General features: G+C 32.0%; 23 protein-coding genes. 12 read left to right on the top strand and 11 right to left on the bottom strand.

Annotated elements, in window-relative coordinates; all coding sequences use genetic code 11:
- Window positions 1-61 precede the first annotated feature (61 nt).
- Together AXG55_RS07435 and AXG55_RS07440 are read right to left on the bottom strand one after the other, a co-directional pair.
- On the bottom strand, window positions 62-1,279 hold the full coding sequence (locus tag AXG55_RS07435; RefSeq protein WP_233231066.1) for a DUF790 family protein: 1,218 nt from the start codon (window positions 1,277-1,279) through the stop codon (window positions 62-64).
- Entirely contained in the window at window positions 1,254-2,636 is a 1,383-nt protein-coding gene (locus AXG55_RS07440; protein WP_148697496.1) for a DEAD/DEAH box helicase, read from the bottom strand. Before AXG55_RS07440 ends, AXG55_RS07435 begins: the two co-directional genes overlap by 26 nt.
- A gap of 67 nt (window positions 2,637-2,703) precedes the next feature.
- Here AXG55_RS07440 and AXG55_RS07445 point away from each other — a divergent pair, with 67 nt between their 5' ends.
- From AXG55_RS07445 to AXG55_RS07460, 4 genes are all read left to right on the top strand, one after another.
- A complete protein-coding gene (locus AXG55_RS07445) occupies window positions 2,704-3,444 on the top strand; it encodes an amino acid ABC transporter ATP-binding protein (protein ID WP_148697497.1) in 741 nt (246 codons plus the stop codon).
- A gap of 19 nt (window positions 3,445-3,463) precedes the next feature.
- Window positions 3,464-4,282: an ABC transporter substrate-binding protein gene (locus AXG55_RS07450; protein ID WP_233231067.1), complete on the top strand. Its 819-nt coding sequence runs from the start codon at window positions 3,464-3,466 to the stop codon at window positions 4,280-4,282.
- A 68-nt stretch (window positions 4,283-4,350) separates the two neighbouring features.
- The gene (locus AXG55_RS07455) at window positions 4,351-5,064 is read left to right on the top strand and encodes an amino acid ABC transporter permease (RefSeq protein ID WP_148697498.1); all 714 of its coding nucleotides are present in this window, start codon (window positions 4,351-4,353) and stop codon (window positions 5,062-5,064) included.
- A 1-nt stretch (window position 5,065) separates the two neighbouring features.
- Window positions 5,066-5,767 (top strand): amino acid ABC transporter permease, encoded by a 702-nt coding sequence (locus tag AXG55_RS07460; protein ID WP_233231068.1) that lies wholly within the window; start codon window positions 5,066-5,068, stop codon window positions 5,765-5,767.
- A 67-nt stretch (window positions 5,768-5,834) separates the two neighbouring features.
- On the opposite strand, the gene AXG55_RS07465 is transcribed toward AXG55_RS07460, so the two are convergent.
- From AXG55_RS07465 to AXG55_RS07490, 6 genes are all read right to left on the bottom strand, one after another.
- Complete coding sequence (locus tag AXG55_RS07465; RefSeq protein ID WP_148697499.1) at window positions 5,835-6,761, bottom strand: 2,3,4,5-tetrahydropyridine-2,6-dicarboxylate N-succinyltransferase; 927 nt, start codon at window positions 6,759-6,761, stop codon at window positions 5,835-5,837.
- Window positions 6,758-7,960, bottom strand: a complete 1,203-nt coding sequence (locus tag AXG55_RS07470; RefSeq protein WP_148697500.1) for an aminotransferase class I/II-fold pyridoxal phosphate-dependent enzyme — start codon at window positions 7,958-7,960, stop codon at window positions 6,758-6,760. The genes AXG55_RS07465 and AXG55_RS07470 overlap by 4 nt, the downstream gene beginning before the upstream one ends.
- Before the next feature lie 80 nt (window positions 7,961-8,040).
- Window positions 8,041-8,532, bottom strand: a complete 492-nt coding sequence (locus tag AXG55_RS07475; RefSeq protein ID WP_148697501.1) for a hypothetical protein — start codon at window positions 8,530-8,532, stop codon at window positions 8,041-8,043.
- A complete protein-coding gene (locus AXG55_RS07480) occupies window positions 8,529-8,831 on the bottom strand; it encodes a hypothetical protein (RefSeq protein WP_148697502.1) in 303 nt (100 codons plus the stop codon). The genes AXG55_RS07475 and AXG55_RS07480 overlap by 4 nt, the downstream gene beginning before the upstream one ends.
- Window positions 8,832-8,870: 39 nt before the next feature.
- A complete protein-coding gene (locus tag AXG55_RS07485) occupies window positions 8,871-11,546 on the bottom strand; it encodes a tetratricopeptide repeat protein (protein ID WP_148697503.1) in 2,676 nt (891 codons plus the stop codon).
- Window positions 11,547-11,719: 173 nt separating this feature from the next.
- Window positions 11,720-11,974: a flagellar FlbD family protein gene (locus tag AXG55_RS07490; protein ID WP_148697504.1), complete on the bottom strand. Its 255-nt coding sequence runs from the start codon at window positions 11,972-11,974 to the stop codon at window positions 11,720-11,722.
- Window positions 11,975-12,118: 144 nt separating this feature from the next.
- On the opposite strand from AXG55_RS07490, the gene AXG55_RS07495 reads away from it, so the two are divergent.
- From AXG55_RS07495 to AXG55_RS14850, 3 genes are all read left to right on the top strand, one after another.
- Window positions 12,119-13,411 carry an MFS transporter gene (locus AXG55_RS07495; protein ID WP_148697505.1) on the top strand — a complete coding sequence of 431 codons (1,293 nt, stop codon included), beginning with the start codon at window positions 12,119-12,121 and terminating at the stop codon, window positions 13,409-13,411.
- A 48-nt stretch (window positions 13,412-13,459) separates the two neighbouring features.
- Window positions 13,460-14,086, top strand: coding sequence for a YceD family protein (locus AXG55_RS07500; protein ID WP_148697506.1), 627 nt, complete (start codon window positions 13,460-13,462; stop codon window positions 14,084-14,086).
- Window positions 14,087-14,256: 170 nt separating this feature from the next.
- The gene (locus tag AXG55_RS14850) at window positions 14,257-15,273 is read left to right on the top strand and encodes a hypothetical protein (RefSeq protein WP_233231069.1); all 1,017 of its coding nucleotides are present in this window, start codon (window positions 14,257-14,259) and stop codon (window positions 15,271-15,273) included.
- A 6-nt stretch (window positions 15,274-15,279) separates the two neighbouring features.
- On the opposite strand, the gene AXG55_RS07510 is transcribed toward AXG55_RS14850, so the two are convergent.
- Window positions 15,280-15,921: a hypothetical protein gene (locus AXG55_RS07510; RefSeq protein WP_148697507.1), complete on the bottom strand. Its 642-nt coding sequence runs from the start codon at window positions 15,919-15,921 to the stop codon at window positions 15,280-15,282.
- Entirely contained in the window at window positions 15,918-16,124 is a 207-nt protein-coding gene (locus AXG55_RS07515; RefSeq protein ID WP_233231070.1) for a hypothetical protein, read from the bottom strand. The genes AXG55_RS07510 and AXG55_RS07515 overlap by 4 nt, the downstream gene beginning before the upstream one ends.
- Window positions 16,125-16,502: 378 nt before the next feature.
- Between AXG55_RS07515 and AXG55_RS07520 the strand changes: the two genes are divergently transcribed.
- From AXG55_RS07520 to AXG55_RS07535, 4 genes are all read left to right on the top strand, one after another.
- On the top strand, window positions 16,503-17,378 hold the full coding sequence (locus AXG55_RS07520; RefSeq protein WP_148697509.1) for a DNA-processing protein DprA: 876 nt from the start codon (window positions 16,503-16,505) through the stop codon (window positions 17,376-17,378).
- 166 nt (window positions 17,379-17,544) lie between these two features.
- Window positions 17,545-20,355, top strand: a complete 2,811-nt coding sequence (locus tag AXG55_RS07525) for a PD-(D/E)XK nuclease family protein (RefSeq protein WP_233231071.1) — start codon at window positions 17,545-17,547, stop codon at window positions 20,353-20,355.
- A 38-nt stretch (window positions 20,356-20,393) separates the two neighbouring features.
- A complete protein-coding gene (locus tag AXG55_RS07530) occupies window positions 20,394-23,741 on the top strand; it encodes a UvrD-helicase domain-containing protein (protein ID WP_233231072.1) in 3,348 nt (1,115 codons plus the stop codon).
- Window positions 23,742-23,832: 91 nt separating this feature from the next.
- Window positions 23,833-24,804 (top strand): hypothetical protein, encoded by a 972-nt coding sequence (locus AXG55_RS07535; protein WP_148697512.1) that lies wholly within the window; start codon window positions 23,833-23,835, stop codon window positions 24,802-24,804.
- 313 nt (window positions 24,805-25,117) lie between these two features.
- Here the strand turns inward: AXG55_RS07535 and AXG55_RS07540 are convergent, their stop codons facing one another.
- On the bottom strand, window positions 25,118-25,444 hold the full coding sequence (locus tag AXG55_RS07540) for an FmdB family zinc ribbon protein (RefSeq protein ID WP_148697513.1): 327 nt from the start codon (window positions 25,442-25,444) through the stop codon (window positions 25,118-25,120).
- Window positions 25,445-25,587: 143 nt separating this feature from the next.
- On the opposite strand from AXG55_RS07540, the gene AXG55_RS07545 reads away from it, so the two are divergent.
- Window positions 25,588-26,577 (top strand): M14 family metallopeptidase, encoded by a 990-nt coding sequence (locus AXG55_RS07545; protein ID WP_233231073.1) that lies wholly within the window; start codon window positions 25,588-25,590, stop codon window positions 26,575-26,577.
- Window positions 26,578-26,579 lie beyond the last annotated feature (2 nt).

Consider the following 26,579-nt stretch of genomic DNA (forward strand, 5'->3'; position numbering starts at 1 on the left):
ATTTTATATAATCTATAAATATTTGGTATAACATTAAAGTCAATTTGTTGTCATAAAAATGTCAAAATAAGGACAGCTTTTGCAAAACTTGAGTCACTGTTGGCAATTCTCTAAAAATAAAAACTTTACTATCTATATTTAAATTCGCATCTAATAAATTTTTAATTTCAGGATCTTTTAATAAATTTTTTGCAACCCCAATTATCAGTAAAATTGAATTATTTTTATTCATATTTACTAACCTTATTTTTAAATTATGCTTATGCCATGAATGAAATAATTCTAAATAAACAATTTTCTTATTCTCCAATAAAAACTTATAATCTGGAAAAAAATAATTTACCCCATCAAACAAAATATCATCAAATTCTGAAGATATTTTCCAATCATTACTTTTTTCAATAAAATTGTTTTCAAATAATAAAAAATCTTCGGGGATGTAGGATGAATAAGTTTTATAATATGATATAAGAGCAGCATCTTGATTTAAATTTAAGATCCCTTTTTTTCTAGAGGATTTTCCTAATTCAATTTGAGCAGTAAGTTCCCATTTACTTAACAAGATAAGAGCAGGAAAAAAAGAGGCTAAATTCATGCCGTATTTATGAGTATTTAAAAACATAGACATAGGGCCATCTAAACTAATTTCAATAAAATTATTATTCATCGTTATTTGAGAAGAAAGTTGGTAAAATTTTATTTGTTTTAGAAGATATCTTAAATCTGATTTTAAAACATTCTGATTAGGAATTTTAATTTGTATTGATTCACAGAAAAAAAGAAAACCTTTAATTAAATAGATATTGTACCGATTTAATAACTCAGTTGCTTCAACTATTTTAAATTTTGAAGCCTTATTTAATTCAGGAAGATCTGAATATAGTATGTTTTCTAAATTATCTTTATTAATGTCTAAAATTTTACATATTTTATCTTTATAAATTTCATAAGAATTTTCTTCAATTTCAGATATTTTTTGACTTGATAAAATAAAAACCTTATTCCTCAATTCCGAAATATCTCCTTCAAATGAAGATTCAAAATAAAATCGATCAAATATAATACTGATTAACCCTTTTTTTATAATATCATCAATATGAAATAAATTTGCAGCACTATTCAACTCAATATCAATTTCTGCTTTTGTCAAACCAATTGAATTTGATCCTATTTTAATTAAACTATTTGCAAATTCAAGCAAATTGGGATCATTGGCATTTATAAAATTCGGAATTATTTTTCCTTTAGTAATTTTATAATTCAGAAGTTCCTTTTTCATAGGCGCTGTGCATTCTCCTTCTTTGATTGACAAAATATTCACCAGTTCCTGCAGAAATTAACTCATATAAAACTGCTTTTTTACCTTCTTTAGCCCTTAAAATACGTCCTAAACGTTGTACATGTTCCCTGACTGTGCCACTTCCCGAAACAACGATTGCAACATTAGCATCAGGTACATCCACACCTTCATTTAAAACCTTTGAAGTAACTAATATTTTATAACTTCCTTCACGAAATGAATTTAAAAATAACTCACGTTCCTTCGTTTTTGTATGATGAGAAATTACCGGAAGTAAAAATTTCCTTCCAATATGATACGCGCTTTCATTGTCCTGTGTAAAAATAATAATACGATCATTTTTATGTTTACAAATAAGATCCCAGACATATAAAAACTTGTTTTCTGAAGATTGAGATAATTTTTTTTGTTTTAAATAAGATAAAAAAGCTTCCCTGCCATTCGTTTTTTTACTTGCAAGCCATAAAAATCTATGCCAAGCTCCTTTTTGATTAAAATTAATGTTATTTTCCTTTAAAAAGCTCAAATATATTTTTCTAGATTCTTCATACTGAGTTTTTTCTATTTGACTCATTTCAACTTCAATCGTGACGACATCATATGGCGATAACGTAAACCCTTCTAACTCTTTAATGCCCACTTCATAACAAAGAGAACCGCATAATTCGTAAAGTCTTTTTTCTTTTCCATCGGATCGTTCAGGAGTAGCTGTAAGCCCTAAGCGAAAAGGAGCTAAAGAACTTATTGCGGTGTATTGCATTTGATCGCTTGGCAAATGATGACATTCATCAAAAATAATAAAACCAAATTTGTTACCTTGATTCGATACATGAATTAAAGCAGAATCATATGTGGCAACTGTAATTGATTCTTCTATAAAAATTCCGCCACCAATTTGTCCAATTGGTCTTTGAAAAAATTTTTCTAAAATCTGTCGCCATTGATTCATTAAATCTAAAGTGGGAACATGAATTAATGTGGGTCGTTGAATTTGAGAGATAGCAAGAACCGCAAGAATGGTTTTCCCGGCACCGGTTGGCAGCACAATAACTCCTCGAGAACCCTTTGCAATCCATGAAGATATAGCTTCATTTTGATAAATTCTAGGAGTAATAGGAACTGAAATTGGAAATTCACTTGGTAAAAAACTTTTGGCCTTGTCAATATAAGGAATTTTCTTCTCTCGCAAGGATAAAACAAATTCTCTGTAAAAAATAGCAGGCGCTCGATACGATTGAATACGTTCGTCCCACTTGAAAAAAGCAAAATATTTGTTAAATTCACAATTGTAATGTTGCGCAACAAGAGTACCTTTGTCAAAAAAAATTTCAAGCATAACATCTCCTTAAAACAAGATGTGATAGCATGGATATTGTTAATAAAACTTTAGAAAAGGCGAATCTATGATCGAGTTCAAAGACATTCATAAGTGGTATAATAAAAAACTCCATGTTTTAAATGACATCAACTTATTTGTTAAAAAAGGAGAAGTCGTTGTCGTTTGCGGTCCTTCAGGTTCAGGAAAATCCACTTTAATAAGAACTGTAAATGGGCTCGAATCTATAAGCTCCGGCACACTCACAGTTGATGGCTATAATGTTTCAGACTCAAAAACAAACATCAACCAATTACGTAGTGAAGTTGGCTTTGTTTTTCAACAATTTAATCTGTATCCACATCTTTCTGTTTTAAATAATATTACTCTTGCCCCAATAAAAGTTAAAAAAATGAAAAAAAAGGAGGCCGAAGATATTGCTATCGAACTCCTGACTAAGGTGGGTCTAGAAAATAAAAAAGACGCCTTTCCTGCTCAACTTTCTGGTGGCCAACAACAGCGCGTAGCCATTGCGCGCGGCCTCGCCATGCAGCCCAAAATAATGCTTTTTGATGAACCCACATCGGCGCTCGATCCCGAAATGATTGGCGAAGTTTTAAAAGTGATGAAAGATCTCGCTAAAGGCGACATCACGATGATGGTCGTAACACATGAAATGGGTTTTGCCCGTGAAGTTGCCGATCGCGTCGTCTTCATCGATTTTGGGAAAATAGTTGAAGAAGCGCCACCAAATGAATTTTTTAATAACCCCCAATCACAGCGTGCTCAACAATTTTTGAAACAAGTGTTAACCCCCATGCAATCATAATTTTACAAGGAGTCATTTTATGAAGTTAATGAGTAGACGTCTTATTTTAGCTACAATTTCTGCACTTCCTTTTTTATCTCTTCTTTCTGCAGCTCACGCAGATGTGGAAGAAATTAAGAAGAAAAATACTTTAGTTGTTGGTGTTAAAGATTCCCTATATCCTTTCGGATATGTAAATGAAAAATCACGCACACTCGAAGGCTATGATATAGACTTTGCAAAAGAAGTCGCAAATAAACTCGGCGTAAAAATAGAATTAAAACCTGTTACTTCAGCAAATCGAATTCCTTTATTAACAGAAGAAAACGTAGATCTACTAGCTTGCACTATGACAATAACAGAAGAAAGAGCGAAACAAATTAATTTTAGTTACCCCTATTTTGTTTCAAAACAAAAATTTATAACAAAAAAAGGAACAGTAAAATCATTAGCTGACTTAGAAGGTAAAAAGATTGGAACTACTAAAGGTTCCACTTCTGAACTCAATGTAGCTAAAGCAATACCAAGTGCAAAAGTACTATCTTTTGATGATTATCCTCAAGCCTTTCTTGCACTCCAACAAGGAAAAGTTTTTGCCATTACGACCGATGAATCCATCCTAGCCGGCATTTTATCAAAAGCAACAAAGAAACAAGATTTTGAAATTCCTGCCTTTGACATATCTAAAGAACCTTATGGCATTGGTGTCAATAAAAAGAATCCGGAATTACTTAAAATTGTCAATAGCACTCTCATTGAAATGGAAAATAATAAAAAAGCAGAACAAATTTTTTCAAAATGGTTTGGACCTAAATCTTCCGTCCCTTTGAAGAAAGATTTTAAAATTTCAGCAAATTAGATACAATAAAGTAACGATTTTTCTTAACAAATAGATTGTATGAGCTCTTTCAAGCAGGATTCTGTTCAATGAATTTATCTCACTTTGATTTTTCGATTATCCTGCATGGAAAATTTGCAGAGATGCTTTGGAGTGGTTTTATTACAACAATTCAACTCTCAAGTATTTCGTGCATCCTTGCATTTTTTTTAGGTTTAAATATCGCGGTAATGCGCATGATGCCGTTTGCACCTGTGCGTTTTTTTGCACAGTGTTATCTGGAATTTCTAAGAAACACTCCTCTTATCGTTCAACTCTTTTTTTGGTATTTTGGCTCATATCAAGTTTTGCCCTCATTTGTTAATAACTGGCTAAATGAAATGAGTTTTGAATTTGCCGCGGCTGTTATTGCGCTTACTTTTTATACATCAGCATTTATTGCAGAAGATATTCGATCAGGAATTCTTGCTATACCTAAAGAGCAAATGGAAGCTTCACGTAGCAGTGGATTTACATATATACGATCTATGCATTATATTATCTTACCGCAAGCTGTCCGCTTGACTATTCCTCCGCTTATAAATCAATTTTTAAATTTAGCAAAAAACTCTTCAATGGCAATGGTCATCGGTGTGGGTGAATTAACTTACCAAGCACGCCAAATTGAAAGCCAATCTTTTAAAAGTTTTGAAGCCTTTTTTGCAGCTACTTTTATTTATATTTGTATTTCATTTGCAATTACAGGAATGGTAAACATATATGATAAAAAAGTCCTGAATCCTATGGGCAAAGGAAGTCATTAAAATGGACAGTATTATCGATTTTTCAGTCATAACAAATAATTTTCTTCAATTTATGATTGGCCGTTACCCCAATGGCCCGCTGGGCGGATTGGCCTTAACTTTAATTCTCGCATTTATATCTGTGCTACTATCCATTGTAGGTGGTCTCATATTAGGTCTTATGTGTATTTCAAGAAATAAATTTATAAGCATTCCAGTTAGTATGTTTGTAAATTTAATACGTGCCATGCCTCTTTTAATGGTCATTTTCTGGATGTTTTTTATATTGCCCGCAATGACAGGTGGAAAATTCCCCGAAAACGGCACTGTTATTTGTGCTTTAACAATATTTACTTCTTGTTACATTTCTCAAATTGTAAAGGCAGGTATTGCGAGTATTCCCCGAGGGCAATCGGAAGCTTGTATGTCAAGTGGATTAACATATTGGCAAAGCATGCGTTACGTTATTCTCCCACAAGGTCTTAGAAATATGATTCCTTCCTTTGTAAATCAATTTGTATCCTTAATTAAGGATACATCTCTTGGATATATTGTTGGGGTATCAGAAATAACACAAGTAGCACAGCAAATTAACAATCGCACCCAAAATTATGCTGCAGAAATATTTATATTTCTCGCCATAATATATTTCATAATTTGCTTCGCTTTTACGAGTTTAAGCAGATGGCTTGAGCAAAAATTATCTTGGCGAAAATCAATTTAAAAAATAGATTTCAATAAATATGTAAAAAATACAAGTCTTTTTATTTTAAAAAACTTGTATTTTTATATTAAACAGCAATTCCTGTTTCCCTAAGGACATCGTTTAAACTGACTTTAGAATCAGTTTTTTCACTGCGATAAGCAATAATATAAGCACATTGTAAAGGCACTTCTCCGCCTGGAAATGTTTTCATACGTGTTCCCGCAACGACGACGGCATTTGCCGGAACGAAGCCACGATATTCTTTACGCTCTGTGTTCGTAACATCATAAATAGGTGTAGAAGAGGTTAAAGAAACATTAGCACCCAAAACAGCTCCCTCACCAACTATAGTTCCTTCGACGACAATGACACGGCTGCCTAAGAAGGCGTTGTCACCAATGAGCACAGGACGCGCATTTTCGGGCTCTAAAACCCCTCCAATACCAACACCACCAGCAACATGAACGTTTTTACCAATTTGCGCACAACTGCCCGCTGTGGCCCAAGTGTCGATCATAGTTCCCGAACCTATCCACGCACCAATATTTACAAAGCTAGGCATTAAAATAACACCCTTTGAAATAAAAGCGCCTTCACGAACTATGGAACCATAAACGGAACGAACGGAGGCTTTGGCAAGATCATTTCTCACATCAAATTTATCGTGGTAAGTTAACAAACCACCATGGGAACGGCCTTGCATTGTATTATTAATTTCACTTTTTAATTCCCAAGAAAATGTTTCCGCTGTGCGCATTTTCATTGCTAATAATATGGATTGTTTTACCCAGGGATGTACTATCCAGTGCTGCAAATGATTCATTTCCACTTCACCGCAGTTGGCCTCCATCCCATGAGGTGATGCTACCCGTAAAGTCCCTGATTCAAGGTAACGCAAGCATTGAACAATAGCATTTTGTGTTTCTTTATTTTTAAGCTGTTCAGAATCAGAATAAGCATTGTGAACATGTGTTTGTAGATGAGTTAATTCTTGAACAGATAGCGATTTCATAATTTAAATTCTCCGGAATCAATTTTATTTTGCCATTTATTAAAACATTCTTTAATTTTTTCAATAGTAGGAACCAAAGCCAATCTAAAATTTCGCGAACAGGACTCTCCAAAAACAGAACCTGGAGTCGCCATAATTCCTGTTGCGAGTAATAAAGCATTGGTAAATTCTTTATCTGAGTCATAGTTTTCAGGGATATCTCCCCAGACATAAAAAGTAGCATTGCTGGGTAAAACGTGTATATTATTTTTTGCAAAAAATTTATCTACAACTTTTCTTTTATTTGCGAATATAAGACTTCTTTCTCGCACATGTTCATTATCTTCCCATGCCACCATAGCTGCTTTTTGAACAAAATCAGCTGTCCCTAAGCCTACATTTAATCGGTATTTTGCAAATAAAGAAATAATTTCATTATCTCCTGCAACGAAACCAGAACGATATCCTGTCATACCACTCCGTTTACTTAGTGAAAAAAAGCAAACAACATTTTTATAATTATTTTTTTGTGATATTTCTAAAAATGACACAGGAACAATTTTATTTTCATAATACATATCTAAGTAACATTCGTCTGAAAGAAGAACAATATTATATTTTAAAGCCCACTCGTATATTTTTTCCATTTCAGTTTGAGAAATGACAGCACCTGTTGGATTATGCGGATAACATAACCAAATTGCAGACACTTTTTTTGCAATTTCATGAGGAATTTCTGAGGGATCAAAAATATATTTTTTTTCTTTCCGCAAAGGATTCGCGTAAGGAATACCGCCCGATAAGATTGTTCCTGCATTATAAACGGGATAACCTGGTTCTGGAAATATAACAATTCTCTTTGCCGATGCCGCATTTAAAAGAACCTGATGAATATGAAAAATAGCCTCTTTACTTCCATTTGATGAAATAATTTGCGACTCGGGATTTAACTCAACGGAGAGTCTTCGTTTTGCCCAGTTTGCACATACTTTACGAAATTGCGACATACCCACATTTGTTGGGTATTGACTAACATTATCGATATTATTTTTTAATGCTTCAATTATAAAGGAAGGAGTTGGTTCTTTGGGATCACCAAGAGTGAAATCATAAACTTCAATATTTTGTGATTCCAATTTATTTTTAATTTCTTCATTTTTTGTTAATCCAAAAGGATTTAAGGAAAGCAACCAGGAATTATATTCATTTAAATTTGCCATAAATACCTCGCAATCAAAATCACATTGACTATGAGATATATATTGCAACCAAAATAACGGCAAGCAAATATATTAAAATATTATTTTTTCTTATTATGTAAATTGCTTAAAAAAAAGAGATAACTATCGGGATTGTGATCAAACTCCATTTTACTTTTGCAATTAGGGCACAAACGATCGGGACCATCGAGATATTTGCTGAGACCTGCTTCAATATCATAGCCAACAACAAGAGTGACAACTTGAGAAGTATTGCAATTCTCACAAACGTAACGCGCATCAAATGATTCTACATGGCTTTTTTTTGTTAAAAACTCAGGCACCATAGAAAGTTGTTCGACAACGGAAAAGGAACAATTAATATAATGAAGCTCTACATCACGAAGTTTTTCTAAAGCAATAACCCAACGTCTAACACCACTGCTATTTATACGATTGACATTTTTTAAATCTAAAAATAATTTTTCTAGATTTTTATTAAATAAGGGACTAAAATCTGCATGTTCATCAACCATACCACTTATAGCAACATAATCTTCTTTTTTCCAATCAAACAATAGAGCATCTGTCATGCAGGTTCACCTGTAATACAATTTGAATTCATTCTCTCAATAATATTGCAGCAAAACTTTGATAAATCAATTGGCTTTTCACAACAAGAAATTAACGTACCAAGTCTGTGCGCCAAAATGGCTGCGATTTCATCAGGAGGCAATGAATCATCTAAGACCCCCTTTTTGATAAGATCATCAATTTCCATAGAAAGTCGCCATAATCTTATAGTTTGAGCATCGGGCTGTTTCTTTTTTGCATGAAGTTTTTTTTGATCGCGTTCTTGTTTTTTTTGGGATAGATGCACAATATTGCCCATGAACACCTCTCTTTTTGGTAAAATATATTTACATTCATCTTACCATAAGAGTTTATCGGCTTCTTCTGGCAGATTCTTTTTGATCCACATCCCCGCCGCTTCTTTGACAAGAGGTTCCTTCCCTTCTTTCAATAGCTTACGATAGATGTCCTGAACTTCTTTATCTTGATAACCCCTTTCTTTTTCAATTCTTTGCACATAGTGGAGCCAGTCCTCAGAGCCCACTGCAAAACCCCTATTCTCCAAATAAGGTAACAATATATTTTGATCTAAGTACGGTGTAGGTCGCGTTAAAGCAACATTAAACAACGCCTTAGCAAAGGAAGATTCACAAGGTGATGCTTTTTGTTCCTTTAAATTTGTATTTAATAACAACCATATAGATTTATCTTTAGTTTGTGCAATAGATTCCCAACGGTTATTTGAAAATTGGTGTGAAGCACGCAACATCCAAAAACAAAAGGTATTAGAAGAATAAATGAGTTTGGGATCTTTAAAAAAATCTTGAGAAACAGCATTATTAAACAAATTTTCTGATGATTTTGACATGAGCAAATCAAACTTCATAAGCTCACGTAAGGTCAGCATTTCCCAAAAATCATCGGCTTTTGTGACTTCAAAACTAGATTTTTCAATTTTTTTAATTTTTGAAACCCAAGATTTACTTGATTTTTTTAAGGTAAGATAAGTAGTTAAGGCTACTTCCACGGAAGGTCTAATGGATAAATTATAGAAATAACTTTGCAGAGGTTCACCATCTTGCCCAATTTCGGATTTTCTCAATTCATTCCATAAACTTATATTACCGATAAAGGCGCTGCAACGTAACAATTTTAAGCGATCTTCTGAGTCCCATTTTAGCCCATTCACATATTTGTGATTACTTTTTGCTAATTTATTTAAAGACTTTCGGTTTTTCGAATAAAAATCAATGAGTTTATTGCAAGAGTTTTTTGAGGTTAAGAAAGTTCCTTCTGCAAGCTCAAGCTCTTTAAGTCGATCTGTAAAAAGAACAAGAAACTCACTGTCAGGAAATTCTTTTGCATAGGATTGAATCGCTTTTTTTTGCATTTCAGATTTTTGAATAACATTTAATTTGCTATCTTTAAAGCTATCATCTTGCATATTTGTAAGATCGGCTCTAAGCATACAAGTTTTTGCTTGTTTCTTTAAAACATCCCGGGCATTTTTAATTTTTTCCATAACTTTTTCATATTCAACTCTTTTGGTATTTTTAGTTAACTTTTTTTCGTAAAGACAAAATAAACGGACTTGAGCGTCATTTGAGACCTCATGAGTATAAAATTTACGTAAAATTTGCTCATAAATAACCTTCGCTCTTTCATTTTCTCCTTTTCGTTCCGCAATTTCGGCTAAACGCAAATTTGCCCAAGGTGCATATTTGGGATCACCAATGAGCTTAATAAATCGTTCGTAACCATTTTTGGCAACATCATAATTTCCTGACCAATACGCACTTTCTGCTCCATAAAGTAAAGAACTTGGTACTTTACTTGCAAAACTTTTGGAATAAAGTTCCGCCCAGGAATAAGACCTTCTTGCCCAACGTAACAAATCCAAATCAAAATAAGCATTTGCTGAAATATCAAAGAGAAGAGCTGAAATTTCAGGATGTGCCTTTCTAAATATTCCAGCAGAAACATATTCTAAGGCTTTTCCGGGATCACGAGCAATAATCATCGCATTGGCACGAAATAAATCGGCAGCAGCAACGAGATCGGTATTATTTTTGGGAGCAATATAAATTTCACTTTCTGTATTTATATGTTTATTTACAACGAGTGGAGACTCTTCAGGCATTTGAGGGTAATTAAAATATTGGAAATAATTTTCAATTTTATAGGCCGAAGTAAAGGCACGATCCCAAATCATGATTCCTTGATTCATTGTCATAGCGTTTGCATACACAATAGGCATGACGGTCTGAATCCACTTTAATGTATCTATGGGATCCTTTAATAAGGTAACTGAGGTCTTTTTATTTGAAATTTTATTTGAAAGCTTAAAGTAAACAGGGGAATTTAATATCTCTTTATAGATTGGCTCAATCACATCTACTTTTTCTTTTGGCATAAAGACAGAATCATCTACTTTAGTTGCTATATAGGAAAACAAAACGCGCGCCATTGAATAATGATCGCCCTCCGTATACGCTTGCGTTGAAGGAGGAACTGTTTTTGCATTCCAAACTAAAAGCTGACTTTCTTCATTTGTCGCCAAATATAAAAAGAAAAATGCGTGTAAAATATTGACCTGTAACCTTACTAAAGAAGAAATGGCCACACCATCTTTAGCTAAATCCATTTGCAAAAAGAAGAAGCAATCATAGGCCATTTGTAAACGATTTTGCTGCCAAAATCCTTGGCAAATATTTAACCTAGAGACATAGGGATCTTCTGAAGTAAAATAGGCAAGTCTTGTTAAATTGTATGAGGGAAAATGAATTTTTAAAGGTTGTCGTTTTAAATCGGGAGGAAATCCTGTCCAAAGGGAATTTTCGGGATTTTTTCTTGAATCAAACCAACCTTTAGGTACTTCTTCCTTTGTGCTACTAAAGAAATCAACAATGAAATAATAGGAGTTGAAAATTTTTTCTCTAATTTTATCTTCAGACATTTTTGATAAATCTTTTTGGGTTAACTTTTCAATCTCTTTTAAATCATTTTTATTTTGTGGAATGATATCTTCATTCATAAATAAGGTAGGCCAATTTTGCGGATAACAATTCGAACTCTTACAAAGTAACAGTATGAAAATGCAATATAAAATTTTATATTTCAAAATTTTCGATGTGTTATGATCCACAGATGACCTCCCAAGGGGTCATATCGGATGATTTATTTACAAACTATTACCAGCAAAATTAGTTATAAATTTTCTGGCAAAGAAGAAAATTTTTCCTGATAATTTGCCATTGGCAACTCATCTCCCGTTTGGCAAATTTTATTTTCATATTGAATCCGATCATCAATTTTCTTTAAAACCTCATCTAATTTTTCCCTAACAATAATTCGAGCTCCACTTAAAATGGTTATGGTGGTATCAGGCATGGCTTCGATCCATTGAATGTTCGATTTATTAATAAAAACCTCATTCCCATCAATCCTGGTTAATTTAATCATTTTGTCCTCTCTCTTGACTCAATGTGAGATTATTGCCAATTTTTAACACCTTTGAAATGGGTGTGACAGTTTCTAGATCAAATTGTAGCAGCCTCTGCAAAATGCAGAAAGAATTTCAAATTTGCTTCAGATGAGGACTCTAAGTTGCAACCTAATAAAATTCAAAAGAATATTTTGATTTCTATATTTTTTACCATTTTCTTAGATTTAATTGGCTACGGCATGTTTATGCCTATTCTCCCCCTTTTAGCGCGTTCTTTTAGAGCATCGGATTCCCAAATTGCCATGCTGGGAACATGGTTTGCTTTCGCAACTCTCGTTTCAGGGGTATTTTTGGGATATTTTTCAGATATTATCGGTAGAAAGAAAGTTCTTATTGCTTCCATAGCCTTATCGTGTATGGCACAAATCCTCACAGGATTCGCAAATTCCTATATATTTCTTGTGGTTACAAAAATTTTAGCAGGATTTGCCGCAGGAAACATTGCAACCGCCCAAGCATGTATCTCAGACATCACTTCTTCCCAGGATCGAGGACGTCATATGGTAACTATTGGGCTGGCATTTGGAGGAGGTTTTACAGTTGGTCCTTTATTAGGAACTGGTATCATTTTATCCATTGATAAATTACAATTATTACAAGGGAATTACATACTAGGCATAGCTTTTTGTGCTGCCATTTTAAATATAGGGAACTTAATTTTTGTTGTTTTTAAACTACCAGAAACTCATATTAAGTTTGCAAATGTAGTTATAAAAGGGATGATTGAAAAGAATAAAGTGGGTGATTTATCAGAATCAAAAAAGGAGCAAACTAAATCTACGTTTTCAAAAGCCTTAAAATTAGCTATTCAAAATAAAAGTTATTGTATACTTTGCACAGTCCTTTTTTTACTCATGATTTCATTTTCAGGCATCGAAACTCTAATGCCTCTGATTTTAAAGGATGCCTACTTTTTTTCTGAAATTAATGTGTATAAAAGCTATATTTTTATTGGAGTTTTATCACTTATAGCTAATTTTTTTATTGTAAGAAATTTGATAAAAAGAGTGGGGGAAGCTCTTTCGCTTAAAATTGGACTCTCACTTTTGGTTATGAGCTTCTTTGCTATCCCCATTTGCGCTCCCCATCCTCATTTTTTCTTTTTGAGCATGTCGGCAATGTGCTTAGGAATTGCCATAGCAAACCCTTCCTTAAATGCCTTAATCAGCTTATCCATTTCATCAAAATGGCAAGGATTTGGCTTTGGAATGGCACAAACCATTGTTTCTTTCGCAAAGATTTTAGGACCCGCTCTCATCGGTTTTGCTTATCAACACGGTTTGGGTCTTGATGCTTTTCTCAAGGAAAAATCCCTTTACTTATCCGGTATAATTCTTTTAATTGGTCTTATCCTAAGCACGGGGTGGATAAAATCTGCTCGAAAGAGTATTTAGCCCCTAGCTTACAAATAACACATTGAAATTTATAGGTAAAAAAACACAATGAAACCTCATCTTGCCATTCCTCTATCCAAAATCGGCTCAAAAATTCATGTTACTTTTGGTAAGACAATGGAAAACACCCCAAATTCATTTCATTTAGATTCCATATTAAGTGAATGGACTTCCTCTTTTTTACAAGAATGCAGTCTCAATTCCCCTGAAGATCTTGAAAAAGTATCAGGATATTTAAATATCATAAAGGAACAAAATATTTTTCGAGCAGAGGGCGTGCTTGAATTTGAACCACAGCTGGAATGCGTTCGTTCGTTAACTCTCTACAGAGAAAAACTAAAAGTAGAGTTAAATGGATTTTTTGTTCCCTATAATTCCCAAAAGTACCTTCAATCAGGACTTTCTAAACTCTCACAACAACAAAATTCGGATGAAATTGAATTAACAGAATCTGATTTGGAATCCTATTCTTTTAAAGGAAATGCCATTCAATTGGATGAATTTCTATTGGATTCCATGTTCTGCGCCTTGCCCGAACTTCCTTTATGTCGAGAAGATTGCAAAGGACTTTGCCCAGAATGCGGAATCGATTTAAATGAAAAAGATTTACAGGGGAACTATCAAATTCTTGAGCATAAAAAATCTTGCTTCCATTACAAACCATTAAAATCATAACTAAAAAAAATTCCATTTGAGAGTTACAAAAAAATCTAATTTAAATTTTTTTAATCTAAAATTTAAATACCTAATTTTACTAAATTATTATTTTTATATTCATAAAATATTAAATAACTTCCGATTAAAAATTATGTTTTCCCCAAATGTAATTGCGCGGGAGTTATTTAATGGTTTTAAAAAACCAAAATACAACAAAAAATATCTTAGTAACCTTAGCCTTAACTATGGTAACTTTATTTGCAAATAACTCTTTCGCAAATGAAAATTACATTGAATATAAAGTTCAAAAAAACGACACTATTACAACCATTCTAAAAACTCATTCTTTAAGACCTATTTATGGAAAAGATGGCTCACTCGAAGAAGTCCTAAAAATCAATCCACATACCAAGGAAACTAATGGAGATTTGATTTATGTAGGAGAAATTCTTCGTCTCCCTAACGATTTTAATAAACCGGGTGATAAGCCTCAACAAGCAAATGTTAAAAGAGAAAAACAAAAAATTGATCTGACTCCCAAAAACAATCCCTCAGTTCAAATGCCTTCACCAAAGCAGACTCAAAAATCACCTATCCAAAAACCTGAACCTAAGAAACAACCTGAACCTGCTTTCAAACCAGAACCTAAGAAACAACCTGAACCTGCTTTCAAACCAGAACCTAAGAAACAACCTGAACCTGCTTTCAAACCAGAACCTAAGAAACAACCTGAACCTGCTTTCAAACCAGAACCTAAGAAAGAAATAGTTAAAACGGATTTGAAGCAAGAACAAAAGGCTGTCATTCCAAAAGTAGAGCCTCAACCTACATATAAAGACAATAAGATTGAAAATGCCAAAAATGAAAATAAGAGTGGCACTGAAGATGTATTCTCACCAAATAAATCTGATGTTACTTTTAAACCTAAGCAAGATTCAAGCAAATCAAAAGTTGATAATGAATTTTTAACTTATTCTAAAACTCAATTACCCAGTCTGCCACTTAAGACAATAAATCCAAATTCAGACAATGATGCGGAAAAATTCCACTATGAAATCATGAGTAAAGAATATGATTTTAATTTAGAAAAAGATAATTATTGTAACCCTGCCCCTAGTTGCAGAATTTGGTTATGGGAACCAGAAAGCAGATGCTGCAAACCAAACAAAAAATACTTCTTAATTTATGAGAAAAACTCACTTTAATCTAAGTTAACGTAACCTCTGAAAAACAAAGTTAATCCAACCTCTGAGTTGTTCCCACATGGTTAATGAGTTTTCTTGAGAAGTGATATGCAAACCTATGTAAATTGCCAATAAAATCAAACACCAAAATAAAATAAAATTAAAATATTTTTTTAAAAGAGTTATAATGAATCTTTTACGTACTTTTTTAAATTCAATTTCTAAACAATTTTGTGCATTAGGCCAAGTTGCCACATATTCTTCAAACATCTTCTTTTCAAGACTTGTAAAATAAAATTGAGAACTTTTAGAATCAAGACCTGATAAATCCGATGCATCACATTGACTTAAAAGCCATTGAGAACGTCGATTTTTTATTTCCAACAACGCAGAAACTATGAATTTTTTACTAAAATAGGGGAATGATAATAAAGAAACAAGCCTATAAGGAGAAATCTTTGAAATTTCATTTAAAGAGTTCTTAAGTACCAAAAGAAAGGCATCGGAAATATCTTCAGAACCTGCTGCGATTCCTGTAAAAAGTGCGACTTTAAACAAAGCATTTGTCCCAATGTCATAGGACTCAATTTCACTTCCGATGGCGTCATTGAGGTTAAAAAACCGCCCATTACGCCCCTTTTTGCTATAGATACTGGAAGTTGTGCTCACAAGAGATCAATCTCACTAAAATTGCTTAAACCACTCACTTCAGGCAAATACTCTATATCGTTCTTCGGGACAAGTACTTGTCTCTCCGCACCACGAACATGAGCCATAAAGCGAGAACACTCTTTGTGTGAATTTTCTTTAAAAGGCGCAAAAGGACAAACGGCACCGCATGCTGATTTTACCCCACAGACATCGCTGAGCACCAATTTCCCTTCCGCATCAACTAATCCCTGCTTGACATGATATGGGCAGCGGCTTTCCTTCATAATCACCTCATGGTTATATTTTCGTAACAAATGTCAATGCGCAATGAATTACGCATGAATTTATTTGACACATTTTTAAGCTTGTATTGCTTTAAACTGAGTAAAGCATATAGAAAAATAGTAGTCAAATTTTTTCCTACCCAATTTAAGACGCTAAACTTAATATTCTATGTCATTTTTTTGATTAAGATAAAAATATGTTCAGAACTTAAAAAAACTTGGACAAAAGTTTTTTCTCTCTAACTTAGATCAATTTTCTTTTAAAACAAGAATATATTCCTCTTTAAATGAGGTCATCGAAAGGAAAAATGAAAAATGAAAAGTAACTACGAAAATATTCAATTAAATAATACAGATTTTTGGAATTTACAAACTAATTTATCAATTTGTGAATTAAGAAAAGTAACAACATTAATTCAAGAAAGAAGAGAAGATTATAAATTTAAAGTCAATGAAATATTAAAAAATTTAACAAAAAACAAAAAAAATGACTTCTACAATTGTAAAAACGAAACAACTCAGCAATTTAAAAATATTCTGACGCGTTGTAAAATAGAATCGATTTTGCAAAAAGAATTAAGACATCCCGCCTTTCTTGCTTTCCAATATCTTGGCAACCCAGATATTCTTAAAAAACCACTTATCGCCATCATTGGCTCGAGAAAACCAACATATTATGGTAGACAACAAGCTTATCGCTTTGCCTCCGCATTAGCTCAAGCAGGTTACACGATATTATCTGGGGGAGCTATTGGTATAGATGCCATTGCCAATGCTGTGGGTCTGAATCATGGCTCCTCCTGTGCAGTTATAGGGAGCGGACTAAAAAAACTCTATCCTGCATCGAATGTAAAACTCTTTCAGGATTTAGCACAATCTCCACAAGGATTACTACTCAGTGAATTTCAGAGCTATGAACCTCCACAAAAATGGAATTTTCCGCGGCGCAATTTATCCATTGCGGCATTGGCAGACTTTGTCCTTGTTATTGAAGCGGGCGCCACAAGTGGGAGTCTTTTAACAGCACAAGCCGCTGCCGATTTAGGAATAGATGTGGGAGCTATTCCTGGAGAAGTTGAAAATACAAATAGCCATGGTACAAATAATCTTATTACAAATGGTGCGTTTTGCATTCAATCGCCACTTGATATTGTAGAAATAATCAAATTAAACAATAAATTTAAAAAATAATTAATTATTCATAAAAAATAAAAAAATAGTATTTTTTTTTAATAAAAGATAGTTAAAAATAAAATATTCCTATATATAAGACAAGTTTAATTGGGATGGAGCAAACTTGATAGCTTCAATACTTAACAGCTTTGTGTGCTTCAATAAAATTTAAATGAGGGAAATTGTGGAACTAGAGTTTTTTGAAAAATCCTTATTTTTATGTGAATACAAGTCCATTAAAGAGTTTGCAAAAATTTTTAACGAATGTTTCAAATCAAATTACACGACACAATGGTCTATTGTTTGTGAAAGAAAAGAAGACCTTATCACAGTTAGAAATCAAGTGCTTTTTGAAATTGAACAATTGCAAGAGAAAAATCCACATAATTCAGAAGGATTATTTGGAATTTCTATGTATACATTAGACAATCTCGCTCGTAATTTTTGCGCTACTATTGCTGCAACAACAAATAAAAACATAATAAATGAAATTCCTAAATTCATAACAAAACCCTATCTTGATGTTATTAATCAAGAACATTTTATTAAAAATGTGTTAAATTTTTACGGGTATTTAGGCAATGATTCTCTGCCTCTTGCAAAACAAATATTATCGCTCCTGGATATTTCTTGGCCTGAAGATGCCAGTTTTGCAAAGCTTCTTATTAGCACTCAAGACTTAGAAAATATTTCTGCCATTCAAGAAATAAATGAAAAAGTTTTAAAACAAATTTTAGCAACATATCAATTCACAAAATTAGAATTTGAAAAATACAGCAGATTACAAAGTTTAGTAAAAGAATATCTACAAGAAAAATTTAGTGATCATATTCAAGAAAATGACACTAACTTAATTTTACCACTTAAATTTTTAAATGGCCATATTTTATGGATTTCTGCTCCTGAATACATAAATTCTCATAGCAAAGAAATCCCAAATGATATTGAAAAATTTTCGGGATCCACAATAAAACCTGGAAATTTTCAAAGTTATTTTGTAGATGAATTTAAAAAATCAATTTTAACAGCAAGAAAAATATTAAATGTAAAATCAACTTCTTTTCTAACCTCAAGAACAGTTATTTTTGATTCACACAATGACGTGCAAATTGATCAATCTCATATTCACTATTACGTATCCGAAAATAGACACTGTTACTCAGAAAATATTGAAAGTGTATTAATAAATCAAGAAAATACAATATGCCTTCTTGCCGACTTTGATCCTGGAAAATTTCGTGAGACACGCCCCGATGCCGCAGGTCGTTATCCTATGAGTTCACAATTTATTGCCGAATGGAATAAAAACAATTTAAAATTTTTAGATGCGGAAGAAATTTATCCTCAAATTGATTCCCATTTTGACAACTTTCTTGAACAATTATCACTTATAGATAATGAATCAAAATTCGATTCTATTGGAAAAAAATATTCTCTCGAAATAAAAAAGAGGGATGAAAACTTTATCAGTCATCTTTTTCTTAAAAATATGGAATCAGAATATGTGCAAATTGGACAACAACATCCTGTGCTAAATTGTCCTAAAGCATTATCCTATTTTGCATCGCCTGATATACCAAAAAAAATAATTGCTATAGGAAGAGCCCATGCTCCTACAGGCTCAAGTTTTCACGTTAAAGTTCTTAATAATGCTATTTCCATATTACGTAAACAAGGTGTTTCTATTGACCTGCCTGCCAGTGAATTGATGTACCGTGGTTTTTGGAAAAATATTTCTAATTTAAAAATTCCATTGGAATTTTGGCTAGAAAATTCAGAAGAATTGCAACAATTTCCAAATTACCTGCTTCCAAAAGAAAATATTTTTAAATTTGGCAAAGCATTGCCGCCTTCAGCACACAGCCATTTGATAAATCGATTTTCTTATAGTTCCAACGATAAAAAAATTCTTATTCCCAATTGGAAAAGCGAATTATTTGATATCAATAAAAATATCTCTATAACAAGTTTTGAGAAATATATTCAATGCCCTTTGCAGTTCTTTTTATCAGAAGTATTAAATATTAAAAAAGAAGAACAAGAAGAATTATCCATTGATAATAAAGAAATTGGCAGCCGTATGCATGTCGTAGCGGAACAATTTATGACAAGACTTGTTACATTATTAGGTAACTATAATTATGAAAAAATAATGCCATCTATTTATAAAAATATCCTCAATTCTCTTAAAATTGAAGAGAATTTTCTAAGTTCAAATAAAGACCAATGGAAAAAAATTATAAATAATTGTATTATTAAAGAAAGTACCGAATTTAAAAAAGAAATTCAAATCACATTTGAAGAAGCTATTGATAATATTTGGGACGTTTTTAAAAATGAAAATAAAATGAATTTCACTCTGATACAGGAGAGAGAAATTTTAAAACGCACGTTTTTCCGCTTCCTCAATATTGAATATTTTTCAATTGAAAACCACCCCAATCGACTCACAGGCATTGAAAGAGAGCGACCCATATCTTTGGAATTAGAGGAAATGACATTCACAGGAAAAATAGATCGTATTGATGCTCATGAAAATGGCTTAAGCATTATTGATTATAAAACATCAAACATTCCTAAAACAGAAAAAAAAATTTCCCTATTTCCTTCTGAGCTCAAAGAAGTTAAAGGAAGCAAACTAAGTGCACAAGGCGGTTTATATTGTCTAGCTTGGGCACAAAAAAAACTGCTTGAAGAAGAGGAAAATCACAGCAGAAGTCAAATCATTTCCTTTTCACTTTATCATTTAAAAAATCTTGATGAGAAGTCAAACCCAATTATATCTTATGAATTTAGTTCCCTGCTTAAAAAAAATAATGAAACATATGAAAAACTAAGAAAAGAATATTCTCAATTTGCTTTGCGATTAAAGCAAGGCGATTTTTATCCTAATCCTATTAAGAAAGACACATGTAATTTTTGTGATTTTAAAGTATTATGTCCGACGCGCGTGGGGCTTAATACTGAAGAAATTGAGTCATTTGATGAGGATTGAATATTTTATCGCCCTTGATTTTAATGAAAGCTAAATTTATGAATCACTATACAATAGAACAACAAAAATGCATTCAATTTTTTCCCCACACTCACGATGTCAAGCAGCATTTGCTCATAGAGGCAGGTGCTGGTGCTGGAAAAACGGCTGTTTTAACCGAAAGAATAAAATGGTTGCTAATAAACAAGCCAAAAAACATCAATCCTTCAAAATTGTTTATTGTTACATTTTCTAATGATGCTACTAAACAAATTCAAGAAAAAATTGAAAAAGAAATTTCTAAAGATTTGAATATTTCAGATGCTCTTTCTTTAATTCACATTTCAACTATTGACAGTTTTTTTGCAGAATTAGTACAATGTATTTATCCTACTTGGTGGGAATCAAAACAAAAAAATACATTTCAAATGCCTCCTCGATTGCAACTGATTGAAGAAGATATTGTTTGTCAGGAGCTTAAAAATTCTATACATCATTTTTTTATTCAACATCATTTTAACGATATAGAATTAGCTTATACCATTGATTTTATTTTATCTGGTGCCATAAAAAAAAGTTTTATTGATAGCCAAGGAACTTTAGAAACAATATTAAAAACACTGTGCAATGAGACCTTTCTAGCTAGTTCACCAGAGCATTTAAGAATTGCGGCTAAAGAAATTCATCCTTCAACACCTTATTTAATTCATGAATTTCATAAATTAGCACGAAATGAGTATGAAAAAAGAATCATAAAAGGTGAGTTTACTTATTCCGATCGCGCCTTATTTTTAAAAGAAAACCTTAAAAATAATATTCCAATTCAGTTGCAAGAACTTATTGTAGATGAATATCAAGATACTAATCATATTCAACATGAAATATTATTTCGAATGGTAACAGAATGTAAGGCTCGTATGATTGTTGTAGGCGATCCCAAACAAAGTATTTATGGATTTCGCAATGCCAGCGTAGATGTCTTCCAGAATCTAAAAATTCAAAATAACTGGGAACATATTGAGCTTAAAAAAAACTTTCGATCACAACCCAACTTATTAAATGAAATGAATTTATTATCGCATTTTGCCTTCAGCTGGGAAAATCCGAATTTTTCGGCGGAGTTTAAAAATTCCTACTTTTATAGTGAAGCTAAAAAGAAATTTACTCCTGAAAATGCTCTTGAAGCAGGAATTAAAATAGACATTACAAAAGAAGAACCCTGTGTACATTTGGTAACAACATCTTTGAATAAAGAGCGTTTTTTTTCAGATATTGATAAAGAATTTATCAGTCAAAATAATATCAAATTGGAACAATACTCCTTAGCCGTTTATGCAAATTATATAAAAGAATATCAAAAAAAATATAATACTCAATGGAACGAAATGGTTATTTTATGTGAAGAAAATAAAGATGCTGAAAAAATATCACAAGCATTAAAAAATATTCACGTCCCCGTTCTCAATGGAAGTCAAAAAAATAAAGATACAGAGTCCTCTCTTGAATACCAAGTTGCCCTTTCTTTATCAAGATGTCTTGCAGGTGAAAACGATTTATTTGACTTATATCAAATTATGCAAAGTCCCCTTTCACATATGACACATCACGATATTGAAAAATATTTTTATTTTAAAAAATGTGATCAATTTTTAGAAAATAAAATTATAAATATTATTGAAGAGCATAAAATAATAGCAAAAGATAATTTTTTTAAAGCTTGGCAATTATTGCGCTGGAAACTTGTAAATCTTCATAATGATTTCATTAAAAAGTCGAATGCAAGTTTATTTTGCGCTAAAATGGATCAATTTTCATTTGCTTTATCAGCAAAACTTGACTCGCCTCACTTTAGAGAAACATTAGAAAATAGTATTGCAGACAAAATAAACGATAAAATAAATTTGAAAAATAAGAATATTCTACCCTATCCACTTCGACAATGGAATGTGAAATCCTCATCTCATATTGATTTTGAAAACAGCAATTCCCTTGAAATAAAAACGGTTCATAAAGCAAAAGGATTGCAATGGAAGCACGTATTTTTTTATCCTAAGTATGGAAAGTTAAAATCCATGGGTAAATTTGTTTCTTCTTTATCAGACTCTTTTTTAGATATTACTTGGCTGCAAGATGATGTTGAAAATATGTCTGTATTAAAAAGAATTCGCAATGAAAAGTTTACAGAAAATGATATGAATATAGAATATAAGCCAAATGGTGAAATTAAAAAATCATATTATTTTCCAAATTTAAGAAAACAAGCTGAACAAGATTTTGAACGCCAGCGGGTTTTTTATACTGCTTTCACAAGGGCACAAGAAAATCTTATTCTTCTCCAACCTAAAAGATTAAAAAAGGATGGCTTTCGTGATGAAATTGGAAAAATAACCGAATGTGAATCCTTAGATTTTCAAAATTATTTAGAAGAAGAAGTATTTATTAAATATTTGGATTTGCATTTTAAGTTAAGAGGTTTTCCAAAAACAAAAGGAAAATCTGCAAAAAATTCTGAAAAAAAATTACCCCCTGAACCCTGGCTACAACAGGATCAGGAACTTTCTCCAAAAAATATTTTAAATGAAAATAAAAAAATCAGCTACCAAGAATATGGCCCTTATTTTATAAAAAAATTCCTTGAAAAAAAGGCAGAAAATTCAAATTCTGAAGATATTAAATACGAATCTGCATTTTCATTTAATTTTTTTAAAGAAAAGTATTTTAAATTAGATAATGACTTTATTCTTGAAAAATCAAATCATGAACAAATAGAAAAAGATGAAAGTATAAGTAAAAATAATAAATTTCAAAACATAAATTATAAAATAGATCACTTTAAAAAAAATAGAGAGCGTATTTCTAAAGGTATTCTTTATCATGCTGCTGCTGAAAATAGAAAAGCGACATTAAACTCATTACAATATTTAATTGAAAAAATTTCAATTGCAGCATTTCATGAATTTGAAGTATGGATTAAAACAAGCAATAAAAATAACTTTTTGAATACATCCAGACACATAGTTGATTTTTTAGGGATTTTAAATCCGAAGGATTTACTTAATCTTCCCTTTAATGAAATTTATAATTTATCTCATAAAGAAATTGAGAATATCAAAAATAAAATCCAGCATATACCTATAAATACAAAAATTTTGTTTATCATTGACTATAAAACAGGCAATCATGCCTTATCGCATATTGATCAAATTAAAAATTATATGAAAATATTTTCCTCCATAAATGGTTTCCCCGAGGTTAAACTCGACGATCATGAAAACTCTCAGTTTATTCCATTGGGGTGTCTTTGCTATAACAATAAATTACAAAGTTCAAATATATTAACATTAGATGGGCAAAATTTGCCTTTCTACAATCTTATGAATGGAGAAAGCATATACCTTTTTATATAAAAATTATTCCTACTAGAAAACCGACATCCTCCTTTGACCAAATTGCAGAAACAGGCGAAAATTTCTTAAAATCATCATATTAAGGATAATGATGTCATCACTTTGTTTTTACATAACAGAATACTTAGGAAAAAATATCAAGCAACCTCAGCTTGATGCCATTACAACAGCATGCCAAGAAGCCTCCTATGACTTAAAAACCAATATTTCAAATCAGGAAATCCTAAATTCTGTAGCAAATGAAAATGATTTTTTTATACTTTCGAGCGGCACCGATTTTCAATTTTTTGTAACTAATGCAAAGGAACATTTAAAACATAATTTTATATTGTTTCCGTCAGATAAAGAATTATCATTATTTGAAAAACATAAAGAAGAGATGAAAGAAATTCGATTTTTAATTGGTTTGTTACATAATCAAAACCTAAAAATAATCATTAAACATATTTTAACATTTTATAAATCATCTAATGAAACCTATATTTTTAATAATTACAACCTTGAAAATGTTCCGAGTTTTATGCATGTACTTTCAAATTCCTCAGAACGCGCAACAATCCAAACCAAGGTAACTGAGTTTTTTTCAGAAGAAATGCAAAAAAACAACTCCCATCTTGTGGCTGGAACCAGTTCCTATCCTAAAATTTTTGGAGATGTTGTCGATGAATTTTTAATGAATGCCATATGGGATGCTTGCCCGACTCGAAATACCATTGATAGAACTCAACCTGTAGCTTTGCCAGAAAATGAAAGAATTGATCTTAATTGCCTATTTGATGGTCTAAATCTTGTCCTCACCGTCTCAGATAAATTTGGCACATTTCAAAGTAAGGGAATCACAAAATACATTCGCCATGCTTTAGGATTTAAAGAAAACGAAGCCGTGAAAGAAGGAACACCTGGCGCAGGTCTTGGTCTCTTTATGATTCTTCAAAAAATAGGCATTCTTATTTTTGAAGTTTACCAAGGAAAAATCACGCGCGCGACCATCATTGCACGAGGGGATCACTCAATTCGAGAAGTTCAAAAGAAACCAAAAACTGTTTTGTTTTTTGAGAAATAAAAATTTCTAATAAAAATAAATTTAAATAATTAAAAAAACGAATACTTAAAAATTTCAACTATAAATTCATTATATTTTAATCATATCGTAACAAACTCAAAAAAAATCAATACAAGAGCATTTTCCATTTATACCTGTCGACAAAAAATATCGCATTCATTTTTTGGCTTTTATAATTCAAACTTCCAATGCAGTTACGAATATAAGACGCAATCAAGTAATGAAAATTATGGGTTTACATTAACAAGAAAATATTAGAATTTTATTTATGCAATGTTGCTTAGAAGCTTAAAAAAAATAATAAATTTTCGATTTAATGTCTGCAACCACTGCGACATATATGACGCATTGCTAATTGAGCAGCTCTTGCCGCAGGAGAATTATTTTTTTTATCCAATGCTTGATAGGAATCAGATGCATTTGCATTGCTATCAAATTTATTCGCGATGCTAAAAGATGTCACAGCACGATGGATGTCATGCCCGCAAGTTGGACATTGCTTTAAGGGCAGCTCTTTAAAAGATTGTAAAACTTCAAAATAACAGCAAGGAGAATCCTGTTCATTCTCAGACCAAATTGTCGGTTCATAAAGATAAATGGGCAAAAGAAACCTCACTAAAAATGAATCTCTAAAAGACATAGCGACTCTATGAAGCTATGTCAACAATGAATTTTTCATAATACATTTGATTTATTTTAAATACAAAATTAAATTGTTAATTTGAAGAGCTGAGAACTTCATTTGCATATACTCAGATCATTTTAACAAAAAGGAATGTTGTTTTGGAAGACTATCTATTTAAATTAAAACCTTATTTAAATGAATTTCAGAAACTTGAAAAAAAATTTGAAAATGGTGTACCTCATAGCATTTCATTAGATTATAAAAAACACCTGGGACATATTGTTTTTTCGGGGCTAATTCATGGAAATGAGGTAGGCTCCCTACCCGCTCTATTAAAAAGCATTGATGATCTTCTGTCAAATAAACTAAAATATGGCGGCAAAGTTACATTTTTTTTGGGCAATATCGATGCTGCTCTCAAGAATGTGCGCTATTTAGAAGCCGATTTAAACCGCAGTTTTGGAAATAAAAACTCCATGCAGAAGTCCATGGAAAGAAAAAGAGCGCTTGAAATTATGCCGCTCCTCAATAGGGCAGATGTTTATTTTGATTTTCATCAAACGATCATGCCTTGTTTAAAGCCTTTTTATATTTTTGAAATGAATGAACAAAGTTACTATTGGGCGCGTGCTGCAGGAGTTGCTCAAACTTTTGTCACAAGAAAAAAAGGATCTTCTTTTTCTGCCGCAGGAATGTGTAGCGATGAATATGTTCGATCTCTTGGTAAAGTCGGTGTTACTATAGAACTCAGCGAAAAAGGTTTCTCACAAGAATCGGAAAATATTTGCTACAATATAATTAAAAGATCTTTATTTTTAATGGATAAAGTTTATGGAAATAAATTTTCAATTAAAAAATTATCCCATAAAAATGGGGATTTCGAATTTTTTTCTGTCATTCATAGAGAACCTTTTAGCAGTCCCGCTACAAAATTAAAAGAAGGTCTTGCCAATTTTAATAAAGTAACTAAAGGAATGGATTTAGGATGGAAAGACTCTCAAAAAACAATGATATCTCCCAAAAATGGTTACATCTTATTTCCAAAATATCCAACACGTAACTCGGAAGGGAATGCGATCCCACCGCTTCCAGGTGAAATATTCGTTTTAGCTGACAAGATAAAGGAACATCCTCTTTTGTGGGAATAGTT

The organism is Silvanigrella aquatica (assembly GCF_001907975.1).
In the GTDB taxonomy this organism is placed as follows: domain Bacteria; phylum Bdellovibrionota_B; class Oligoflexia; order Silvanigrellales; family Silvanigrellaceae; genus Silvanigrella; species Silvanigrella aquatica.